This window comes from Streptomyces krungchingensis, from assembly GCF_054729265.1.
This window is the reverse complement of record NZ_JBPUKY010000001.1, coordinates 9,058,342-9,076,400: the sequence shown is the minus strand read 5'-3', so window position 1 is coordinate 9,076,400 and position 18,059 is coordinate 9,058,342. Positions and strand designations below refer to the sequence as shown.

At 72.6% G+C, this 18,059-nt stretch carries 19 protein-coding genes and 1 pseudogene; 8 read left to right on the top strand and 12 right to left on the bottom strand.

What is annotated here, in order from left to right; genetic code table 11:
* Positions 1-145 precede the first annotated feature (145 nt).
* Positions 146-1,345, top strand: coding sequence for a PucR family transcriptional regulator (locus ACSYGO_RS39365; RefSeq protein WP_426676650.1), 1,200 nt, complete (start codon positions 146-148; stop codon positions 1,343-1,345).
* Positions 1,346-1,490: 145 nt separating this feature from the next.
* Here the strand turns inward: ACSYGO_RS39365 and ACSYGO_RS39360 are convergent, their stop codons facing one another.
* Positions 1,491-2,972 (bottom strand): oxidoreductase, encoded by a 1,482-nt coding sequence (locus tag ACSYGO_RS39360; protein ID WP_426676651.1) that lies wholly within the window; start codon positions 2,970-2,972, stop codon positions 1,491-1,493.
* A gap of 273 nt (positions 2,973-3,245) precedes the next feature.
* On the opposite strand from ACSYGO_RS39360, the gene ACSYGO_RS39355 reads away from it, so the two are divergent.
* Complete coding sequence (locus ACSYGO_RS39355; protein WP_426676652.1) at positions 3,246-3,608, top strand: DUF1304 domain-containing protein; 363 nt, start codon at positions 3,246-3,248, stop codon at positions 3,606-3,608.
* Positions 3,605-4,159 (top strand): TetR/AcrR family transcriptional regulator, encoded by a 555-nt coding sequence (locus tag ACSYGO_RS39350; RefSeq protein ID WP_426676653.1) that lies wholly within the window; start codon positions 3,605-3,607, stop codon positions 4,157-4,159. Before ACSYGO_RS39355 ends, ACSYGO_RS39350 begins: the two co-directional genes overlap by 4 nt.
* Positions 4,160-4,163: 4 nt before the next feature.
* Here ACSYGO_RS39350 and ACSYGO_RS39345 read toward each other — a convergent pair.
* Both ACSYGO_RS39345 and ACSYGO_RS39340 read right to left on the bottom strand, forming a co-directional pair.
* Positions 4,164-5,029 (bottom strand): annotated as a pseudogene (locus ACSYGO_RS39345) (hypothetical protein).
* 73 nt (positions 5,030-5,102) lie between these two features.
* A complete protein-coding gene (locus ACSYGO_RS39340; RefSeq protein ID WP_426676655.1) occupies positions 5,103-6,149 on the bottom strand; it encodes a GlxA family transcriptional regulator in 1,047 nt (348 codons plus the stop codon).
* Positions 6,150-6,220: 71 nt separating this feature from the next.
* Between ACSYGO_RS39340 and ACSYGO_RS39335 the strand changes: the two genes are divergently transcribed.
* Complete coding sequence (locus ACSYGO_RS39335) at positions 6,221-7,171, top strand: NADP-dependent oxidoreductase (RefSeq protein WP_426676656.1); 951 nt, start codon at positions 6,221-6,223, stop codon at positions 7,169-7,171.
* Between the two features lie 357 nt (positions 7,172-7,528).
* Positions 7,529-7,909, top strand: a complete 381-nt coding sequence (locus tag ACSYGO_RS39330) for an anti-sigma factor antagonist (RefSeq protein ID WP_426676657.1) — start codon at positions 7,529-7,531, stop codon at positions 7,907-7,909.
* Here the strand turns inward: ACSYGO_RS39330 and tuf are convergent.
* Both tuf and ACSYGO_RS39320 read right to left on the bottom strand, forming a co-directional pair.
* Entirely contained in the window at positions 7,890-9,083 is a 1,194-nt protein-coding gene (tuf, locus tag ACSYGO_RS39325; RefSeq protein WP_460389540.1) for an elongation factor Tu, read from the bottom strand. The genes ACSYGO_RS39330 and tuf overlap by 20 nt on opposite strands.
* A gap of 114 nt (positions 9,084-9,197) precedes the next feature.
* Complete coding sequence (locus ACSYGO_RS39320; protein ID WP_028798646.1) at positions 9,198-10,151, bottom strand: ribose-phosphate diphosphokinase; 954 nt, start codon at positions 10,149-10,151, stop codon at positions 9,198-9,200.
* A 249-nt stretch (positions 10,152-10,400) separates the two neighbouring features.
* On the opposite strand from ACSYGO_RS39320, the gene otr(A) reads away from it, so the two are divergent.
* Both otr(A) and ACSYGO_RS39310 read left to right on the top strand, forming a co-directional pair.
* Entirely contained in the window at positions 10,401-12,275 is a 1,875-nt protein-coding gene (otr(A), locus tag ACSYGO_RS39315; RefSeq protein WP_460389539.1) for a tetracycline resistance ribosomal protection protein Otr(A), read from the top strand.
* A gap of 167 nt (positions 12,276-12,442) precedes the next feature.
* Entirely contained in the window at positions 12,443-13,093 is a 651-nt protein-coding gene (locus ACSYGO_RS39310; protein WP_426676660.1) for a DUF4230 domain-containing protein, read from the top strand.
* A gap of 63 nt (positions 13,094-13,156) precedes the next feature.
* Here the strand turns inward: ACSYGO_RS39310 and ACSYGO_RS39305 are convergent, their stop codons facing one another.
* The 7 genes from ACSYGO_RS39305 to ACSYGO_RS39275 all read right to left on the bottom strand — a co-directional run bounded on the left by ACSYGO_RS39305 (position 13,157) and on the right by ACSYGO_RS39275 (position 17,544).
* Entirely contained in the window at positions 13,157-14,914 is a 1,758-nt protein-coding gene (locus tag ACSYGO_RS39305) for a complex I subunit 5 family protein (RefSeq protein ID WP_460389538.1), read from the bottom strand.
* Positions 14,914-15,261: a sodium:proton antiporter gene (locus ACSYGO_RS39300; protein ID WP_426676662.1), complete on the bottom strand. Its 348-nt coding sequence runs from the start codon at positions 15,259-15,261 to the stop codon at positions 14,914-14,916. Before ACSYGO_RS39300 ends, ACSYGO_RS39305 begins: the two co-directional genes overlap by 1 nt.
* Positions 15,261-16,001, bottom strand: coding sequence for an MnhB domain-containing protein (locus ACSYGO_RS39295; protein ID WP_426676663.1), 741 nt, complete (start codon positions 15,999-16,001; stop codon positions 15,261-15,263). Before ACSYGO_RS39295 ends, ACSYGO_RS39300 begins: the two co-directional genes overlap by 1 nt.
* Positions 15,998-16,258, bottom strand: a complete 261-nt coding sequence (locus ACSYGO_RS39290) for a Na(+)/H(+) antiporter subunit B (protein ID WP_432175864.1) — start codon at positions 16,256-16,258, stop codon at positions 15,998-16,000. The genes ACSYGO_RS39295 and ACSYGO_RS39290 overlap by 4 nt, the downstream gene beginning before the upstream one ends.
* Positions 16,251-16,703: a monovalent cation/H+ antiporter complex subunit F gene (locus ACSYGO_RS39285; protein ID WP_460389537.1), complete on the bottom strand. Its 453-nt coding sequence runs from the start codon at positions 16,701-16,703 to the stop codon at positions 16,251-16,253. The genes ACSYGO_RS39290 and ACSYGO_RS39285 overlap by 8 nt, the downstream gene beginning before the upstream one ends.
* A complete protein-coding gene (locus tag ACSYGO_RS39280) occupies positions 16,700-16,882 on the bottom strand; it encodes a hypothetical protein (RefSeq protein ID WP_426676666.1) in 183 nt (60 codons plus the stop codon). The genes ACSYGO_RS39285 and ACSYGO_RS39280 overlap by 4 nt, the downstream gene beginning before the upstream one ends.
* Positions 16,883-17,127: 245 nt before the next feature.
* Complete coding sequence (locus ACSYGO_RS39275; RefSeq protein WP_460389830.1) at positions 17,128-17,544, bottom strand: hypothetical protein; 417 nt, start codon at positions 17,542-17,544, stop codon at positions 17,128-17,130.
* Here ACSYGO_RS39275 and ACSYGO_RS39270 point away from each other — a divergent pair.
* Positions 17,432-17,968, top strand: coding sequence for a VanZ family protein (locus ACSYGO_RS39270; protein WP_460389536.1), 537 nt, complete (start codon positions 17,432-17,434; stop codon positions 17,966-17,968). The two genes, ACSYGO_RS39275 and ACSYGO_RS39270, sit on opposite strands and share 113 nt — an antisense overlap.
* Positions 17,969-18,059 lie beyond the last annotated feature (91 nt).

The following is an 18,059-nucleotide window of genomic DNA, read 5'->3' as shown; positions in this document are numbered from 1 at the left end:
TCGTCATGCCGCTTCTGTCAGCTCGCTGACAAAGGCGATGTGACGAACCGCACCCTTATGTCCGTCCGCGGCGGATGAGCCGGGACGGGTCGCCTGTCGTATCGTCTCGGAACCCCTGATCCCGTGCGCAGGAGGAGCCCGAGCCGTGGACGACGAGCCCAACGGTCCGTTCAAGGTGTTCCCTTCGGACCTGCACGACCACCTCAGGCCCTTCTTCGCCGACATCGCCGAAGAGGTCGTACGGGCCATCAGGACCGAGATCCCCGAGTACGCCCGGCCGACCGACGACACGTACATGCATGTCGTGCACCAGGGCGTGGAGCACGCGCTGCAGGGGTTCCTGGAGCGGATGGCGAAGCCGGACACCGACTGGGAGCCGGTGAAGGCGACGTACCTGAGGATCGGGCGGGGCGAGGCGGAGGAGGGGCGCAGTCTCGACTCGTTCCAGTCCGCGCTGCGCCTCGGCGCGCGGGTGACCTGGCGGCGGGTGAACGCGCTGGTCGACGCGGAGTTGCTGCCCCGCGAGGTGCTGGCCGCCCTCGGCGAGGCGCTGTTCCTGCACCTGGACGAGATGGCGGCCGCGACGACGGCGGGCTACACGGAGGCGCGGCTGCACGCGGCCGGGGAGCTGCAGCAGCGCCGCAGCCGGCTGATCGACCTGCTCACCGCGGATCCTCCCGCGTCGGCCGAGGCGATCAGCGATCTCGCGCACTCGGCGCGCTGGCCGGTGCCCCGGGCCCTCGCGGTCGTCGCCGTCGACCAGGGGTCACGGCCGGGGGCCGTACGGCCGATCGTGCCCGCGGAGTTCCTGGCACGGTTCGACGTCCAGCCCGCCGTCCTGGTCGTGCCCGACCCGGACGGACCGGGCAGGGCACGGGTGGTCGCCGGAGCGCTGCACGGACTGCGTGCGGCGATGGGTCCGACCGTGGCACTCCAGGAGGGCGCGCGGTCGTGGCGCTGGGCGACCGAGGCGCTGGATCTGGCGCGGCGCGGCATCCTGCCGGGCGCGGAACCGGTGCGCTGCCAGGACCATCTCGCGACGCTCCTGCTGTTCCGCGACGAAGCCCTGGTCGACGCGATGGCCGAGCGGCGGCTCGGGCCGCTGGTGGAGATGCGTTCGCCGCAGCGGGAGCGGCTGGCGGAGACGCTGCTCAGCTGGCTCCAGTGCGGGCACAACGCGAGCGAGGTGGCGGCACGGCTCGCCGTGCATCCGCAGACGGTGCGCTATCGGATGCGCCAGCTGGACGAGTTGTTCGGGGACCAACTGCACGATCCGGCAGCCCAGTTCGAGATGCAGCTCGCCCTTCGGGCACTGACCCTGCGCACCGCGGCCGAGTCCCGCTGAGCCGGGCGGTCACGGCGGCCGGGTCCCGCGTCTGCCGCGGTCGGCCGTCGCCGGCGCCCAGAAGCAGCGCCCCCGCGCGCAAGGTACCGATGCGTGAGGCGCCCGGTGGTCACGGCGACCGGGTCCCGCTCAGGCACGCGGGCCGTCACGCCCTGCGCAGGGTCCGGTTGGCGGCCGCCGCGGCCGTCGTCGCGAGCAGCCAGCCCAGGCACACGAGGACCACGGCCGCCCACTGGAGTCCGCCGCGCGGACTGAACCCCTGCTCCTGGCCGAAGTCGACGAGCGGCAGCACGAGGTCGAGGGTGTAGATCGCGGCCTGGAAGTGGGGCGGCTTGCCCGGGTCGACCGCCTGCGGGGGCCATCGGGTGAACAGCAGGCTGCCGCTGAGCATGATCGCGCACAGCCACCACACCGCCCGCATGGGCCGGTAGCCGTAGCCGAGGGTGATGTCCTGGAGGCCGCCCCACACCCGGCCCGGCCACGGCAGTGTGGTGTGCTGGCGCCGCTGTTTGGCGAGGAGCACGGTGCGGGCGTCGCCGTCGTGACCGTGCAGCCGGTAGGAGGCGGCCAGTTGCTCGTAGGGCTGCGGGGTGAACCCCTCGGGGTCGCGCGTGAGCAGCGGAAGCCGCTGTGCGGCCGGGAGTTGGGGCAGCAGGCTGTCGTAGACCACCCCCTCCATGCGCAGGGCCACGGGCCAGCGCGGCGGGGTGCCCTTCAGCACGGTGACCCGGGTGTGGCTGAGGTCGACGGTGCCCTTCACCGGCTCGCGGAAGCGCAGGTCGAGCTCGGAGGCGGTGGAGCGGCGGCTGATCAGGGCGGCCTGACCGGCGGGCGCCTCGATGAGGGCGTCCTTGAAGGACAGACGGCTGCGTACGGTGATGCTGCTCATGGAGACCCTGCCGCGCGCCGTGAACCCGTCGCACAGGTTGAACTCTGCGCCGACGTCTATGCCGTGGGCCCGCAGCGCGGGTCCGTGCGAGGAGTCGAGCTGGGCCTCCTGGAAGAGCGCGCCGCCGCCCACGCGGGCGTCGCACAGATCGACGGTGCCCTCGGCGACGAGGCCGCCCCGGCAGTTGAAGTCCCCTCCTATGTGCAGCCTGTTGGCCCTCAGGGCCGCGCCGGCCGGGTTGCGCAGTTCGGCGCGTTTGAGGACGACGCTGCCGCGGACGGAGGTGTCCCTGAGGTCGGTGCAGCCGTCGACGCGCAGCCCCGTGCCCGCCTGGACGTCGCCTCCGACGGTGGCGCACAGCAGTTGCAGGGCGCCCTCGCCCCGCCGCTCCCCGTGACCCGTCAGCCGGCTGCCCTCCAGGCGCAGGGTGCCGCCGATCGAGGCGCCGTAGAGGTCGATGGGCCCGCGCACCTCGCACCCGGCGATCTCGCACTTCCAGCCGATCGTGACGCCCACGGCCGACAGTCCGGGCAGCTCGCAGTCGCGCATCTCCAGCGCCCCGAGGGTGGCGCCGTCGAGGCAGGGAGCCTGCTCGAAGCGGCAGCCGTGCAGTCGCAGGGTCCCCGCGAGGACGGCCTCGGCCAGATCGAGCCGGCCGGAGATCGACACGTTCCTGAGCCGGAGCCGCGGCACGTGTCCCGCCTCGGCCTGCGGTGGCGCCAGCAGGAGTCTCCGCACGACGCGGGCCCGCACCTCACCCCGGTGCGTGAACCACTCCCCTCGCCGGAAGGCGGCCCACATCCTCCGCTCACTCCCGCTCCAGCCGGCCGGCGCGAGGCTGCCCGACACATCAACTCCCCCTCAGGTAACGGAAATCCCGTGCATCGCTACCCCGGCAGCGGACGCCACAACCGGAGGTGCCGTGTGACGTCCCCGGCATACTTCCTGGACGGTTGTCCAGCTATAGTGGACAGCTGTCCAAGAAATACGAGACGACGGAGCCCGCTGACGATGGAGACGGTCGCGAACGTGCTGGTGGGGCTGGCGGCCGCGCTGCACGCGTACATCCTGGTCCTGGAGATGTTCCTGTGGGAGCGCGCGCCGGGACGGGGCCTGCACGGGTTCGACCCCGGGATGGCCCGGGCCACCGCACCGCTGGCCGCCAACCAGGGGCTCTACAACGGATTCCTGGCGGCGGGGCTGGTGTGGGGGCTCGTCGCGGACGATCCGACCGGCTTCCGCGTCCAGGTCTTCTTCCTGGTGTGCGTCGTGGTCGCGGGCGTGTACGGAGCGGTCACCGCGAACCGCCGGATCCTCTTCGCACAGGCCCTGCCCGGCGCGCTCGCCCTGGCCGCGGTCCTGATCGCCCGGTGACGTCCGGGGACCCGCGGGCCGCCCGGACCCGCGCCAGACTGCGCCGGGCGCTGCTGGAGGAGTGCGCCGAGCGGCCGCTGACGGAGGTCGGCGTCGCGGCGCTGGTGCGCCGGGCCGGAGTCGGCCGGGCGACGTTCTACGTGCACTACGCGGACCTGGAGGCGCTCGCCGTCGACGCCTGCGCCGATGTCGTACGGGACGCCGTGGAGGCCTTGCACGCCTGGCGCGGGCGGCCCGATCCGGTGTCGGCGCCGCCCGCCCTGCTCGCTTTCTTCGCCGGCCTCGCCCCGCACGCCACTCTCTACCGTGCGCTGCTGAGTCCGGGCGGCGGCGGCCCGCTCGGCAGCGTGCTGCACCGCGACCTGCGGGCCCGCAGTCTGGCCGAACGCACCCTCGTGGGCGCCCCGGACGCCCCGCTCGTCGCGTCCGCCGTCGCGGCCACCTTCGCGGGGGTGCTCGCGGACTGGCTGCACGGGCTGCTGGAGGGCACCGCCGACGAGATCGCCCACCAGGTCTGGCAGTTGCTGGTCGCCCTGCACCGCAGCCGCTGACGGCTCACTTGCAGCCGACGCCCTCCTTCACCGCGGGCCACACCTCGACCCCGTCGGGTGTGCGGACGTACGCCTTCGACCCGCCGGCGGTCAGCCACAACTGCCAGTCGTGGAACCGGTAGCCGGTGTCGCGTGCCGCGGCCGGCAGGGTGCCGTCCGGGTCGTACGCGGAGGTGAGCATCCCGTCCAGGACCCTTCGGGATCGCGCGCGTAGAGCCTGCCGTCCTCGCCCCGGCCGATCGCGAGGAAGCGCGCGCTCTCCCAGTCGCAGTGCGCGGCTCCGACGGAGCTGTGCACCTTCGTGACCGGCACGCGCCGGCCGTCGCGGTCGGTCCAGATCTCGTACCAGGTCGAGTCGGTGAAGCTCGCGGGGAGTTCGGCCGGGTCGCAGGACGCGCTGGTCTCCGGGCCCCAGCCGGGGCGGTGCGGGCGGTCCAGCGCGACGACGACGGCGACCTTGGTGCGGCCGTCGACGTCGTACGAGAACAGCACACGTCCCTTCTCCTTGCGCTCCATCCGGTAGCCGGACTCGGGCAGTTCGGGCTGCTCCATGTCGAAGAAGGCCCGCAGGCCCTCCTCCGGCGTCGAGCCACCGTCACCCTTGCTCCACGGGTCGCTGCCGCCACCCGAGTAGATCTCCGCGTCGCACTCCAGGGCACGCCCGGCCGCACCCGACCGCGCCTGCACCGCACGGGGGCTGTCCTCGCCGTCGTCCTCGCCGGCCGCCTCCTTCACGGGCACGGTCAGCGGACCGGTGTACGGCGTCGCGGGCGGCGTCCCGGTGACCACGAGGCCGCCGCCGTTCCCGTCCCCGCAGCCCACCGCGGCCGCACCGAGCAGAACCATCGTCGCCGCGAGTCCCTTGCGCATGCCCACCCCTTGCCCTCCGGCTGCCGTCTCCCTCCTTCGACGCCGCGACGGCGCGGTTCGTTCGAGGGGCGACCTATCGGGTCGCCTGGAAGGTGCGCCGGTACGCCTGGGGCGAGACACCGATGGCCACGTGCAGGTGCTGGCGCAGCGAGGCGGCCGTCGCGAAGCCGACCTCGCCGGCGATCCGGTCCACCGAGAGGTCGCTGGACTCCAGCAGCCGGCGGGCGCGGGCCACGCGCTGCTGGATGAGCCAGCGGCCCGGGCTCATGCCCACCTCGTCGTTGAAGCGGCGGGCGAAGGTGCGCCGGCTCATCCGGGCGTGCTCGGCGAGTTCGGTGAGGGTCAGCGCGTCGCCGAGGCGGGTCAGGGCCCACGCGCGGGTGGCGGCGGTGCTCGTCGCGGCCGGGTCCGGCACGGGCTGCTCGATGTACTGGGCCTGGCCGCCCTCCCGCAGAGGCGGCACCACGCAGCACCGGGCGACCTTGTTGGCCAGCTCGCTGCCGTGGTCCTCGCGCAGGACGTGCAGGCAGGCGTCGATGCCGGAAGCGGCGCCCGCCGAGGTGAGGACGGTGCCGTCGTCGACGAAGAGCACGTCCGGGTCCAGCGGGACGTGCGGGAACATCTCGCGGAACCGGTCGACCAGCTGCCAGTGGGTGGTCGCCCGCCGCCCTTCGAGCAGGCCGGCCGCGGCCAGCACGAAGGCGCCCGTGCAGATCGACACGATGCGGGTGTCCGGGCCGATGAGCGCGAGCGCGGCGGACACCTCGCCGGAGAGCGACGCGGTGACGAACGCCGGGCCGATGGCGGGGATCACCACCGTGCCGGCCGTGCGCAGCACCTCGGGTCCGTGGTCGACGGTGACCGAGAAATCGGCGTTGGTGCGGACCGGCTGTCCGTCGACGGTGCAGGTCATCACCTCGTACCGGCCGTCCGCGGCGCCGAAGATCCGGCTGGGGATGCCCAGCTCGAAGGGGTACACGCCGTCGAGCGCGAGGACGACCACCCGCTCCGTACGGCCGCCGGCCCGCCGTCGCCGGTGTCCGGCGTCCTCGGCGCGTCCGGCACGGTCGTCCTGATGCCCGGCGAGGTCCCGCTCGCCACGGTGTCGCTCCACTGCCATGGCACGATTCTATCGATGATTGGCAATCGTGCCATTTTCCTGCCGCGCCGACCCCGGCACGCTGGGACACCATGAGCACTGTGAACACGATGCGAGCCATCAGCCAGGAGGTTCTCGGCGGTCCCGAGGTCCTCAAGGAAGTACGGGTGGAGCGCCCCGAACCCCGCGCCAACGAGGTACTGGTGCGGGTGCACGCCGCCGGCGTCAACCCGACCGACTGGAAGCACCGCGCCACGGGCGGCTTCCTCGGCGAGCCGCCCTTCGTCCTCGGCTGGGACGTCTCCGGCGTCGTCGAGGCGACCGGCGTCGGCGTCGCCCTCTTCAAGCCGGGGGACGAGGTCTTCGGCATGCTGTCCTACCCGTGGGGCCACGGCTCGCACGCCGAGTACGTGACCGCGCCGGCCCGCACCTTCGCGCACAAGCCGGCCGGCATCGACCACGTCCAGGCGGGGGCGCTCCCGCTGGTGTCCCTGACCGCGTGGCAGGCACTCGTGGAGACGGCGGACGTGCGGCCCGGACAGCGGGTGCTGATCCACGCCGCGGCCGGCGGCGTGGGGCACGTGGCCGTGCAGGTCGCCAAGGCGCGCGGCGCGTACGTGATCGGCACGGCGAGCGCGGGCAAGCACGACTTCGTGCGAGGCCTGGGCGCGGACGAGCTGATCGACTACCGGGACACCGACTTCGCCGAGGCGGTCCGGGACGTCGACGTCGTACTGGACACCATCGGCGGCGACTACGTGCAGCGTTCGCTGCGCACGCTGCGCGAGGGCGGAATCCTCGTGACGATCCTGCCGCGTGGCTCGAAGGAGCTCCCGGCCCAGGCCGAGAAGGCCGGGGTGCGCGCGACCGAGATGCTCGTCGACGCCGACCACGCCGGGATGAAGGCGGTCGCCGAGCTGGTGGAGGCGGGCAGGCTGCGCGCCTCGGTCGCCGAGACCTTCCCGCTGGCGGACGCCGCCGAGGCGCACGCGCTCGGTGACACCGGGCGGACGACGGGGAAGCTGGTGCTCGTCGTCGCCTGACCCAGGCCGGGCGAGCAGGTCGCGGTAGCGCGCCGCGCCCGCGACCTGCTCCTCCGGCACCAACGTCCGTGCCTTCAGGGCGACTTGGCAACCGTGGCGCGAGGGGCGGACGGAACCGCACCGTCCTCCCGCGCCACGCGTCCGCGGCGCGACTCGCCGATTAAATCGAAGACATATGTCAATCGAACATGCTGGAATTCACTCCATCGGGGGTAACTTGCAGAGCAAGGAAGAGCTCTGCAACCACCGGCGGCCCGGCAGCGTGTCCTCACGCGCCGGACGCCGTCGCCCGGCTCCCGGTCTCACTGGCCCCTGCCCTCGGCAGCGGGCCGGCTGCCGGTTGGAGGTGAAGTCTTCGTGCCGCACGACCCCGCACCCCCGACCCGGCATCTGCGTATCCACCAGGACCGCGGACATGTCGTCCTGGAGTTCCACGGGGAGATCGACATCCTCGCCGCGCTGGAGATCACCCCGGCCCTGGACGCCGTCACCGGCGGCCCGGCACCGCAGGTCGTCATCGACCTGCGGCCCGCCGACTTCTTCGACTGCTCGGGCCTGCGCCTGCTGTACCGCGCCAGGCGGCGCGTCCTCACCCGCGGCGGGCGGCTGCACCTCGTCTGCACCCAGCCGCTGACGCTGCGCGTCCTGCGGGCGACCGGTCTCGCACGCCTGCTGCCGCCCTCCCCGTCCCTCGACGAGGCGTTCAGCCGCGCGGAGGCTACTTCCGGATCCTTGTGACCTGCCCCGCGCCGACCGTACGGCCGCCCTCACGGATGGCGAACTTCAGCCCCTCCTCCATGGCGATCGGCTGGATCAACTGGACCTGCATGGTGGTGTTGTCGCCCGGCATGACCATCTCGGTGCCCTCGGGCAGCGTCACCACCCCGGTGACGTCCGTGGTGCGGAAGTAGAACTGCGGGCGGTAGTTGTCGAAGAAGGGCGTGTGCCGGCCGCCCTCGTCCTTCGAGAGGACGTAGGCCCGCGCCTCGAACTCCGTGTGCGGCGTGACCGATCCGGGCTTGATGACGACCTGCCCGCGCTCCACGTCCTCCCGCTTCACACCGCGCAGCAGCAGTCCCACGTTCTCCCCCGCACGCCCCTCGTCGAGGAGCTTGCGGAACATCTCGACGCCGGTCACCGTGGTCTTCGTCTTCTGCTCGTGGATACCGATGATCTCGACCTCGCTGTGCACCTTCAGCACGCCGCGCTCGATGCGGCCGGTGACGACCGTGCCGCGGCCCGTGATGGTGAAGACGTCCTCGATCGGCATCAGGAACGGCCGGTCCACATCGCGCACCGGCTCGGGCACGAACTCGTCCACGGCGGCAAGGAGTTCGAGGATGGAGACACTCCACTTCGGGTCGCCCTCAAGGGCCTTGAGCGCGGAGACCTGGACCACGGGCACGTCGTCGCCCGGGAATTCGTACTCGGTGAGGAGCTCGCGCACCTCCAGCTCGACGAGCTCCAGGATCTCCTCGTCGTCCACCATGTCCGTCTTGTTGAGCGCGACGACGATGTACGGAACACCGACCTGCCGTGCCAGCAGCACGTGCTCCTTGGTCTGCGGCATCGGCCCGTCGGTGGCCGCGACGACCAGGACCGCGCCGTCCATCTGCGCGGCGCCCGTGATCATGTTCTTGATGTAGTCCGCGTGGCCCGGACAGTCGACGTGCGCGTAGTGCCGGTGTTCCGTCTGGTACTCGACGTGGGCGATGGAGATCGTGATGCCGCGCTGGCGTTCCTCGGGGGCCTTGTCGATCTGGTCGAACGGCGTGAACGGGTTCAGGTCGGGGAACCGGTCGTGCAGCACCTTGGTGATGGCCGCGGTGAGCGTCGTCTTGCCGTGGTCGATGTGACCGATGGTGCCGATGTTGACGTGCGGCTTGGTCCGCTCGAATTTCGCCTTCGCCACTGCGAGCCCTCCTGATCACCTGGGTGACGCCGAGCGTTGCTCGCGGCTTCCCGGCCGGGCACCAGGCCGCTTCCCCGGCCCTGCGGACGGGCGGGAAGTTCCGCTCCCTCCTGTCTATTCGCTCTGGGGCGCGTCGAACAGGGCGCTGACGGACTCACCGTTGTGAATGCGCCGCACCGCCTCGGCGAGCGCCGGCGCGATCGACAGGACGCGGAGCTTCTCAGTGTGTTCCTCGACCGGGACCGGCACGGTGTTCGTGCACACGATCTCCAGGACGTCGCTCTGCTCGCTGAGCCGCTTGAGCGCGCCGGCCGCGAACAGCCCGTGGGTGCAGGCGACCCGGATCGACCGGGGGCCCAGTTCCCGCAGCCTGTCCAGGAGTTCGAGGACGGTGCTGCCCTTGGCGATCTCGTCGTCCAGCACGATCACATCGCGTCCGGCGATCTCTCCGATGACGGAACTGATGCGCACGCGGTCGTCGGCGAACCGCTGCTTGGCGCCGGCGGCCACCTGCGCCCCGAGCAGCCGCGCGAACGCCGCGGCCTCCTTGGCGTTGCCCAGGTCCGGCGACACCACGGTCGTACGCGACAGGTCGTGGCCGCGGAAGTGCGCCGCCAGCTCGCGCAGGGCGTGCAGATGGTCCACCGGGACCGAGAAGAAGCCGTGCACCTGCGGAGAGTGCAGCGTCATCGCGAGGACCCGGCTCGCCCCGGCCGCCACCAGCAGGTCCGCCACGAGCCGGCCGCCCATGGAGATCCGGGGCATGTCCTTCTTGTCCGAGCGGGCATACGAGTAGTGGGGCATGACCACGGTGATCCGGCCCGCCGACGCGCCCCGCGCCGCGTCGCACATCATCAGCAGCTCGACCAGGTGCTCCTGCACCGGCGAGACCAGCGGCTGCACGAGGAAGACGTCACGCTCACGACAGTTCGCCTGGAGCTGGACCTCCAGGCAGTCGTTGGCGAACCGGCTGACGCGGGTCGGGCTGAGGGGGACACCGAGATGGGCGCAGACCTCCGCGGCCAGCTCGGGATGGGCACTACCGCTGAACACGGCGATGTCACGCACGACCGCTCCTCGCATGATCGAACCGGGCCGTGGCGCCGTGCGGCAAGATCGGCCCGGGGTGCGTGTTTCATGCTACTGGGGACCTCCCGGTCACTCGACCGGGGCCAAATTCGGTTGCGGACGACCGCCCGGACCGCGCCATGATGACGGCGTCAGAGCCGCCCGGCCCCCAGGAGAACGACATGCGCCGATTCCTCGGAACACCTCAGCGCCCCCACCGGACGACTGTTCCCGAGGACTCGACCACACATGCACACCCTGAACATCGGAATTCTGGCCCACGTCGACGCGGGTAAGACCAGCCTCACGGAGCGGCTGCTGTTCGACGGCGGCTCCATCGACCGGCTCGGCAGCGTCGACGCCGGTGACACCCGTACGGACGACGGGGCGATCGAGCGGCAGCGCGGAATCACGATCCGCTCGGCCGTCGCCGCCTTCCGCGCCGGGGACGTCCAGATCAATCTGATCGACACCCCCGGACACTCCGACTTCATCGCCGAGGTCGAGCGCGCCCTGGAGGTCCTGGACGGGGCGGTGCTGCTGCTCTCCGCCGTCGAGGGCGTGCAGGCGCAGACGCGCGTCCTGATGAGGACGCTGCGGCGGCTCGGCCTGCCCACCCTGGTCTTCGTCAACAAGATCGACCGGGCGGGGGCGCGCGAAGGCACGCTCCTCGACGACGTACGGCGGCTCCTCACGCCGTACGTGGTCCCGCTCAGCCGTGTCAGCGCCCTCGGCACACCGGACGCCCGGGTCCTGCCCCGGCCGCTCGACGACGTCGCGGCCGGCACGCTCGCCGAGGTGGATCCCGGTGTGCTGGCGGCACTGGTCGACGGTCCGCCGCCGACCCCGGACGAGCTGGCGGCCGCCCTCGCCGCGCGGACCGTCGACGGCTCGGTCCATCCGGTCCTCTTCGGTTCGGCGATCGGCGGGCAGGGCGTGGCGGATCTGGTCGCGCAACTGATCCGGCTGGTCCCCGGCCCGACCGTGGTGCCGCCCTCCTCCGGTGAGCCGCGCGGCACGGTGTTCGCCGTACGGCCGGGGCCGGGCGGCGACCGCACGGCCTGGCTGCGCCTGTACGAGGGCGAGGTGACGCAGCGTCAGCGGCTCGTGTTCCGGCGGCGGGAGCCGGACGGCCGGACCGCGCAGGTGCCCGGCCGGGCGCTCGGCATGCAGGTGGTCGGACGGCCGGAGGCCGACCGCCTCACCCCGGGGAACATCGCCGTGCTCCGTGGTGCGGGCGCGCTCCGCGTCGGCGACCGGCTCGGCCCGTCCGGTGACCGGGCGCCGCAGTTCGCCGCCCCGACCCTGGAGACGCTGGTCCGGGCCAGGCGTCCCGAGCAGGCCGCCGCACTGCGCGCCGCGCTGCTGGCCCTCGCCGACCAGGACCCGCTGCTGCACGCCAGGCCCGCCGCGTCGGGCAGTACCGCGCTGCTGCTGTACGGGGAGGTCCAGAAGGAGGTCCTCGCGGCCACGCTCGCACAGGACTTCGGCATCGAGGCCGACTTCGAGCCGAGCCGGGTACGGCTGCTGGAGCGCCCGGTGGGCACCGGTGCGGCGTGCGAGGAGATCCAGCGACACGGGCACGTCGGGTTCTGGGCGACGATCGGGCTGCGGGTCGAACCGGGACCGCGCGGCTCCGGCGGAGTCTTCACGTACGAGACGGAACTCGGCGCGCTGCCCCGGGCGTTCCACCAGGCGATCGAGGACACGGTGCACGCCACGCTGCTGAGCGGCCCCCGCGGCCGGCCGGTGACGGACTACCGGGTCACGCTCGTCCGCTCCGGGTTCGCGGCGCCGATCAGCACGGCGGCCGACTTCCGGGGGCTGACCCCGGTCGTGCTGCACCGGGCCCTGGAACGGGCGGGGACCCGCGTCTACGAGCCGTACCACGCCTTCGAGGTGGAGATCCCGCTCGACGCCCTGGCCGCGGTGACGGCCCAGCTGGCGGCGTGCGGTGCGGAGTTCGGGGCCACGACCGGCGGCCGCACCTCGTGGCTGGTCACGGGTGAGCTGCCCGCCGGCAAGGTGCGGGACGTCGAGGTGCGGCTCCCGGGGCTGACGCACGGCGAAGGGGTCTGGTGGTCGCGTGTGTCCGGCGACCGTCCCGTCCGGGTCGCGCGCTGACCGATGCATCGTGCGGAGCGGGGGCTCCGGCCGGTGCCGTAGGTGGAGGCGGACACCGTGCGTCCGCGGCGTACGGCGAACCGCGGCGACGCCGGTTCCCGGCCCGACACGCGGGCCTGTCAAGGCAGTTGGGGGGTACCCGGGTCGTCGAAAGGAGGACCGTCGACATGACGACGTCCATCAAACGCATGCCCGGTTGGGCGAAGGTGGTCAGCGCCTTCGTGCTGGTGCTCGTGGTGCTGTTCGCCGGGGTGCGGCTGGCCCTTCTGCCGGGGCTGCACGACGTGTTCGGCACCGAGACCCACGACCGGTCGGGTCCCGCGCTGCTCAAGTCGATCCAGGACATCAGCCGTTACGACGCCGCGTCGGGCAACTTCCAGGTGGTCGTGGACCTGGAGAAGGACGCCAAGTATCTGCCCGACGCGATCCGCGGCACCCGCACGCTGTACGTGGGCGCCGGCACGGTCGACGCGTACGTCGACCTCGGCAAGCTCGGCGAGAAGGACGTGACGGTCGACAAGGACCGCACGTCGGCCACGCTCCGGCTTCCGCACGCCGCGCTGGGCAGGCCCGCGCTCGACCCCGACCACTCGTACGCCGTCTCCAAGCAGCGTGGCCTCCTCGACCGGCTCGGTGACGTCTTCTCGGACAACCCGAACGACGAGCGGGCGGTCCAGCGGCTCGCGGCCAAGCACATCGGTGAGGCGGCGAAGGACAGCCGCCTGACCGCGCGCGCCGAGGAGAACACCACCGGCATGCTCCAGGGCCTGCTGCGCTCCCTGGGCTTCGAGGAGGTGACGGTCACCTACGGCGCGTGAACCGGTCCTGCCGACGGCAGGCGGACGCCACGGCCTGGTCCGGCCTGGTCCGGAGGGCATCCTCTAGGAGAGGATGCCGGGCAGTGCCAGTGCGCCGATGAGGGTCGCGCCCGCCAGCGTCCAGGCCACGTAGTCACCGATGTGGCCCGACTGGAGGCGCCGCAGCGGCTCGGTCCACGGCTGCTCGCCGAACGGCTCCGGACGGGACACGGCGAGCGCGGCCAGGCCCAGCGCCAGCACGGTCGAGAGCAGTCCGAGGAGCGCACCGGCGGGTGTCCAGTGGGGCGAGGTGACCGCCCCGCCGGATCCCGCCTCGCTCACGGCGTGCCCCACCAGGCGCGCGACGCCCGGCACCGCGCCGACGGCGAGGGAACCGGCCAGCAGCAGAGCGGGAACCACGGTCATCGTGTCCGGTACCCGGCTCAGCCGGTGCCGGGTCTCCGGCTCCTCACGGATGCCGGTGGTCTCGTACGCGGACACGTCGCGGGGTTCGGGACCGGCCCCGAGGAACACGCGCGCGGCGACCCGCAGCACGGCGCCCGCGGTCACCGCCGACACGACGACGAACACCACGGTCAGCGGGCCGCCGACCGCCTCTTCCGTGACCGCCTTGCCCAGCCCGGTGCCGAAGGGCGGCAGTCCGGCGAGGCCGAGCGCGCCGAGGGCGAACAGCACGGCGACCCCGCGCAACGACCGGGCGCGGCCGTACAGCGCGTGCTCGTCGACGCTGCCGTACCGGTCGAGCAGGATGCCCGTGCAGGCGAAGAGGGCGGCCTTCACGCCGGCGTGCCCCAGGATGTACAGCGCGGTCCCGTCGTCGGCCTCGGGGGTGAGCGAACCGATGCCGATCACGAAGAGCCCCATGTGGGCGACGGTCGAGTAGGCCAGCAGTCGTTTGATGTGCCGCTGGTACCAGCACATGACGGCGCCGACCACCCCCGTGAGCACGCCGAGGACGACCAGTGCGCGTTCCACGTCGGCCGCCGGGATCCCGCCGGGTCCGTCGAACACCGTGCCGTACACCCGCCACACGCCGTACGCGCCCATTTCCACCAGCACCCCGGACAGCAGCATGCACACGGGCGTGGGGGCCACGGCGTGCGCGTCCGGCAGCCAGAAGTGGAAGGGCACGGCCGCGGCCTTGACCAGCAGGCCGGTCAGCACGAGCACGAAGGCGGCCAGGGTGAGGGCGTCCGGCCCTCCGTGCGCGTCGAGCCCCCGGCCGATCTTCACCATGGCGAGCTCGCCCGTGCGCGCGTAGAGCAGGGCGATGCCGAGCAGCATGGCGTACGCGCCCAGGGAGTTGACGACCCCGAAGGTCAGCGCGCCCTGCACGGCCTTCGCCTCCTCGACGCGATGTCCGGTGAGCGCGTAGGCCACGACGCTCATCAGCTCGAAGAAGACGAACGCGTCGAAGAGGTCGCCCGCGACGGCGAAGCCGCACATGCCGGTCTGGAACAGCAGCATCAGCGCGGGGAAGGAGCCCGCGTGGCGGCGCGGCGGTTCGTCGAAGTAGCGCCACGAGTACACCAGCGCCGCGAGGGTCAGCAGGGAGGCGAGCGCGGCCATGCCCAGCCCCGGTCCGTCCCCGACGAGGACGATGCCGACGCTCTCGCCGTCCTTCGGCGCCCAGCCGCCCACCCATTCGACCAGCGGGGGCGAGGAGTTGAGCAGCAGGACGATCGCGAGGGCCGCCGTGCCCGCGGAGACGAGACAGCCCACCGGTTCGGCGACGGGGCGCGGCAGCCGGCGGCCGCCCGCGACCAGCAGTGCGGCTCCGAGCAGCGGTGCCGCGACGAGCAGGGGAAGCAGGTGGTTCATCAGCCGCGCAGCTCCGAGAGCTCGTCGGGGTCGACGGTGCCGTGGCGTTTGGAGACCTGGATGACGAGGGCCAGCAGCAGCGCGGTGACGGTCGCACCGACGACGACGTCGGTGAGGGCGAGGGCCTGCACGACGGGGTCGACGACGGGGCGCGACCCCGGTTCGATGTCGGAGAAGACGGGCGCGGTGCCGCCGTCGCGATAGCCGACGGCGAGCAGCAGGACGTACGTGGCGGACTGGCAGACCGCGAGGCAGCCCACGGCGTGGATGAGGTTCCGGCTGGTGGCGATCCCGTAGCAGCCGATCAGGAAGATCCACACGGCGACGAGGTACGGCAGTACGGACATCACGAACCGCTCTCCTTCTCGATCTCCACGGCCTGGTCCAGGAAGCGGGCGAGCAGCACGACGACCGCGCAGGCGACCTCCATGCCGATGGCCGCGTTCAGGAGGGGGACGGTCCCGCCGGACGCCAGGGTGTTGAACGTGCCGTGCGGCAGGAGGGTGTTGGCGAGGAACGCCGTCCCGCCGAGCAGCCCCGCGAGGCCCGTGACGAGGTAGGCGGAGGCGGCGAGCGAGTCGCCCACCTCGTAGAGACCGATCGGGCGGAGGTTCTCCAGGGCGCGGTAGTCGGCTCCGAGGTACAGCAGATGCAGCGCGGTCGCGGCCACCACCCCGCCCTGGAAGCCGCCGCCGGGACTGAGTTGTCCGTGCGCGACGACGTACAGGCCGGTGAGCAGCGCGACGGGCAGCACGATCAGCGCGTACCGGCGCACCGGGAGGGCCACCGCGGCGGGTTCCGGTGCGGCGCGCCGCTCGTCGCGGGTCTGGCGCAGCAGGACGACCGTGCCGATCACGCAGGCGAACAGGATGCCCAGTTCGCCGAGGGTGTCGAAGGCACGCTGATCGAAGTTGACGGACGCGATGGTGTTGGCGGTCTGCCGGGCGAGCGACTCGCGGACCACCCGATCGCCGTACGGGTGCGTGGCACCGCCGAAGGGCGGCAGCGCCGGGCAGGCGGCGACGAGGAGCGCCGCCAGACCCGCGCCGCCGACGGCCAGGACCCACCGCCGCACGCGTCGCGTCACCGCGTCCTCCCCTTGCCGCGCTCGCGCCGTCGGACCTTGCGCACCGACAGCATCAGCAGCAGCGGTGTCAGCGCGGAGCCCACGGCCAGTTGCGAGAGGGCCACGTCGGGGGCCTGGAGCACGGTGAACAGGACGGCCAGGGCCGTACCGAGCACCGCGAGGACGAGGGCCTGGCGCTCGGGATCGCGCACGGCGACGGCCGCGGTGGCGCAGGCGGCGACGAGCAGCAGCGCCACCACGATCAGCGGGTCATCCATGACGGCTCCCGGGGAATCCGCCGGCCAGGGCTCGGGAGGCGACGAGGTTCCCGCCGACCAGCAGGGCGCCGGTCACCAGGAGCTTCAGCATCGCCCTGCCGGGCCCGGCGACCGCGCACAGGACGATCACGACGGCGGCCCCGAAGGCCGCGACCGCGTACGTCGCCGCCCGGGCGCCGGGCGGATCCGCTTCCAGGTCCTCGGCGAGCAGCCGGGCGAACACGAGGGTGCCGACGGGGCCGAGGAGGGCGAGGACCAGGGCGAGATCCACGTACGACGGCCTGCCGTACCCCTGGGCGAGGAGGAGAAGGACGGGGCAGGCCAGCGACGTGGACAGGTTCTGTGCCACGACCCGGCGGCCGAGCGGGCCCGTCGCGACGCCCCACACCGCGGCTCCGCCGCCCAGGGCGAGCACGGCCGTCGCCGTGGCCGTCCAGCCGTTCACCGGCCGCCCACCGCCCGGCGCGCGCCCCGGGCCGCGACCGCGCAGACGAGGGCCGCGGCGGCTCCCACGACCAGTTCGAGGGTGTCCACCGCGCCGATGAGGACCAGCCACAGCAGGAAGAGCACGGTCCACCAGGCCACGACTTCGAGCACGCCACGCAGCGCCGTACACGGCGTCACAGGTCACCTCCGCACTCCCTCGATCGCCCGTTTTTGGGTGGACATGTCCGCTGCGCCATCCAAGCATCGCCGCCCGTCCGGGCGGCGATGGCGCGCGAAGGGCCGACGCCCGAAGTGCCCCGGGAACACGGAAGGAAACCGGTCGCGTACGGGCCGGCGCACCGGCGCGCCCTCAGGGCCCGACCGTCCGCACGACGCTCCCCCCCGCGGCCCGGCATCGTTGCCGGGATCGCGGGTAACCGCGATTACCCAGAGGGCAGTTGAAAACGGGAGGATCGCATGGTCCGTACGGCATTTCTGACCGGTGCCGTCAGGTCCGGCAGGCGAGCGACGGCGTCGGCGTCCGGCTCCGCGCGCGGGAAGACGACGGCGAAATCGGACGGGAAGGCGTCGGCGAAGTCCGGCGGAGGGAAGGCGGCGAAGTCCGGCGGGGGAAAGGAGGGAAAGGCGGCGGCCAGGACCGGGCGCGGGAAGGCGGCCAGGACCGGCGACGCCACGTCCGGCCGGTCATCGAGGTCCGCCCGGTCCGGGGAGAAGGTCGATTCCTGGATGTGGGGGCGCAAGTCCGCGTCCAAGAAACCGAGTTCGGCCTCAGGCGGCCGGACACCGGCGGCGGCGCGGGACGCGAAGGTGCTGCCGCTGCCCGTGCGCCTGCTGGTCATGCTGCTGGCGTTCGCGGCCATGGTGGCCTTTGCCGCCGTGCTCGCCCGGCTGACCCTGGAGCCCTCCCCGGCCTCGGAGGCGCTGGTCCACAGCAATCTCCATCCGGGCCGCTCGCTGCACGCCTACCTCTCCCAGCCGGAGTTCCGCGACGCCGTGAAGCAGGTCGGCGGAAACCTGCTGCTCGGAGTGCCGTTCGGCATCCTGATGCCGACGCTGGCGCCGAAGACGCGGGGATTCCTGCGCGTACTGGTGCTCACCGCACTCGTCATGCTCCTGGTCGAACTGGCCCAGGGAGCGTTCGTCACGGGACGCGCCTTCGACATCGACGACGTCATCCTCAACACCTCGGGCGCGCTGGTGGGTTACCTGCTGCTCGGGCGGCGGCTCGGACGGGCGGTGCACCCCAAGCGCCGTCGCGCCTGAGAATCCGACCCCCCGACTATTGGTCCGGACCAGAGTCTTGACACGTCCTTACCTCACTTCTTAAATCAAGAGGCGAAGCATGCACCCCCCA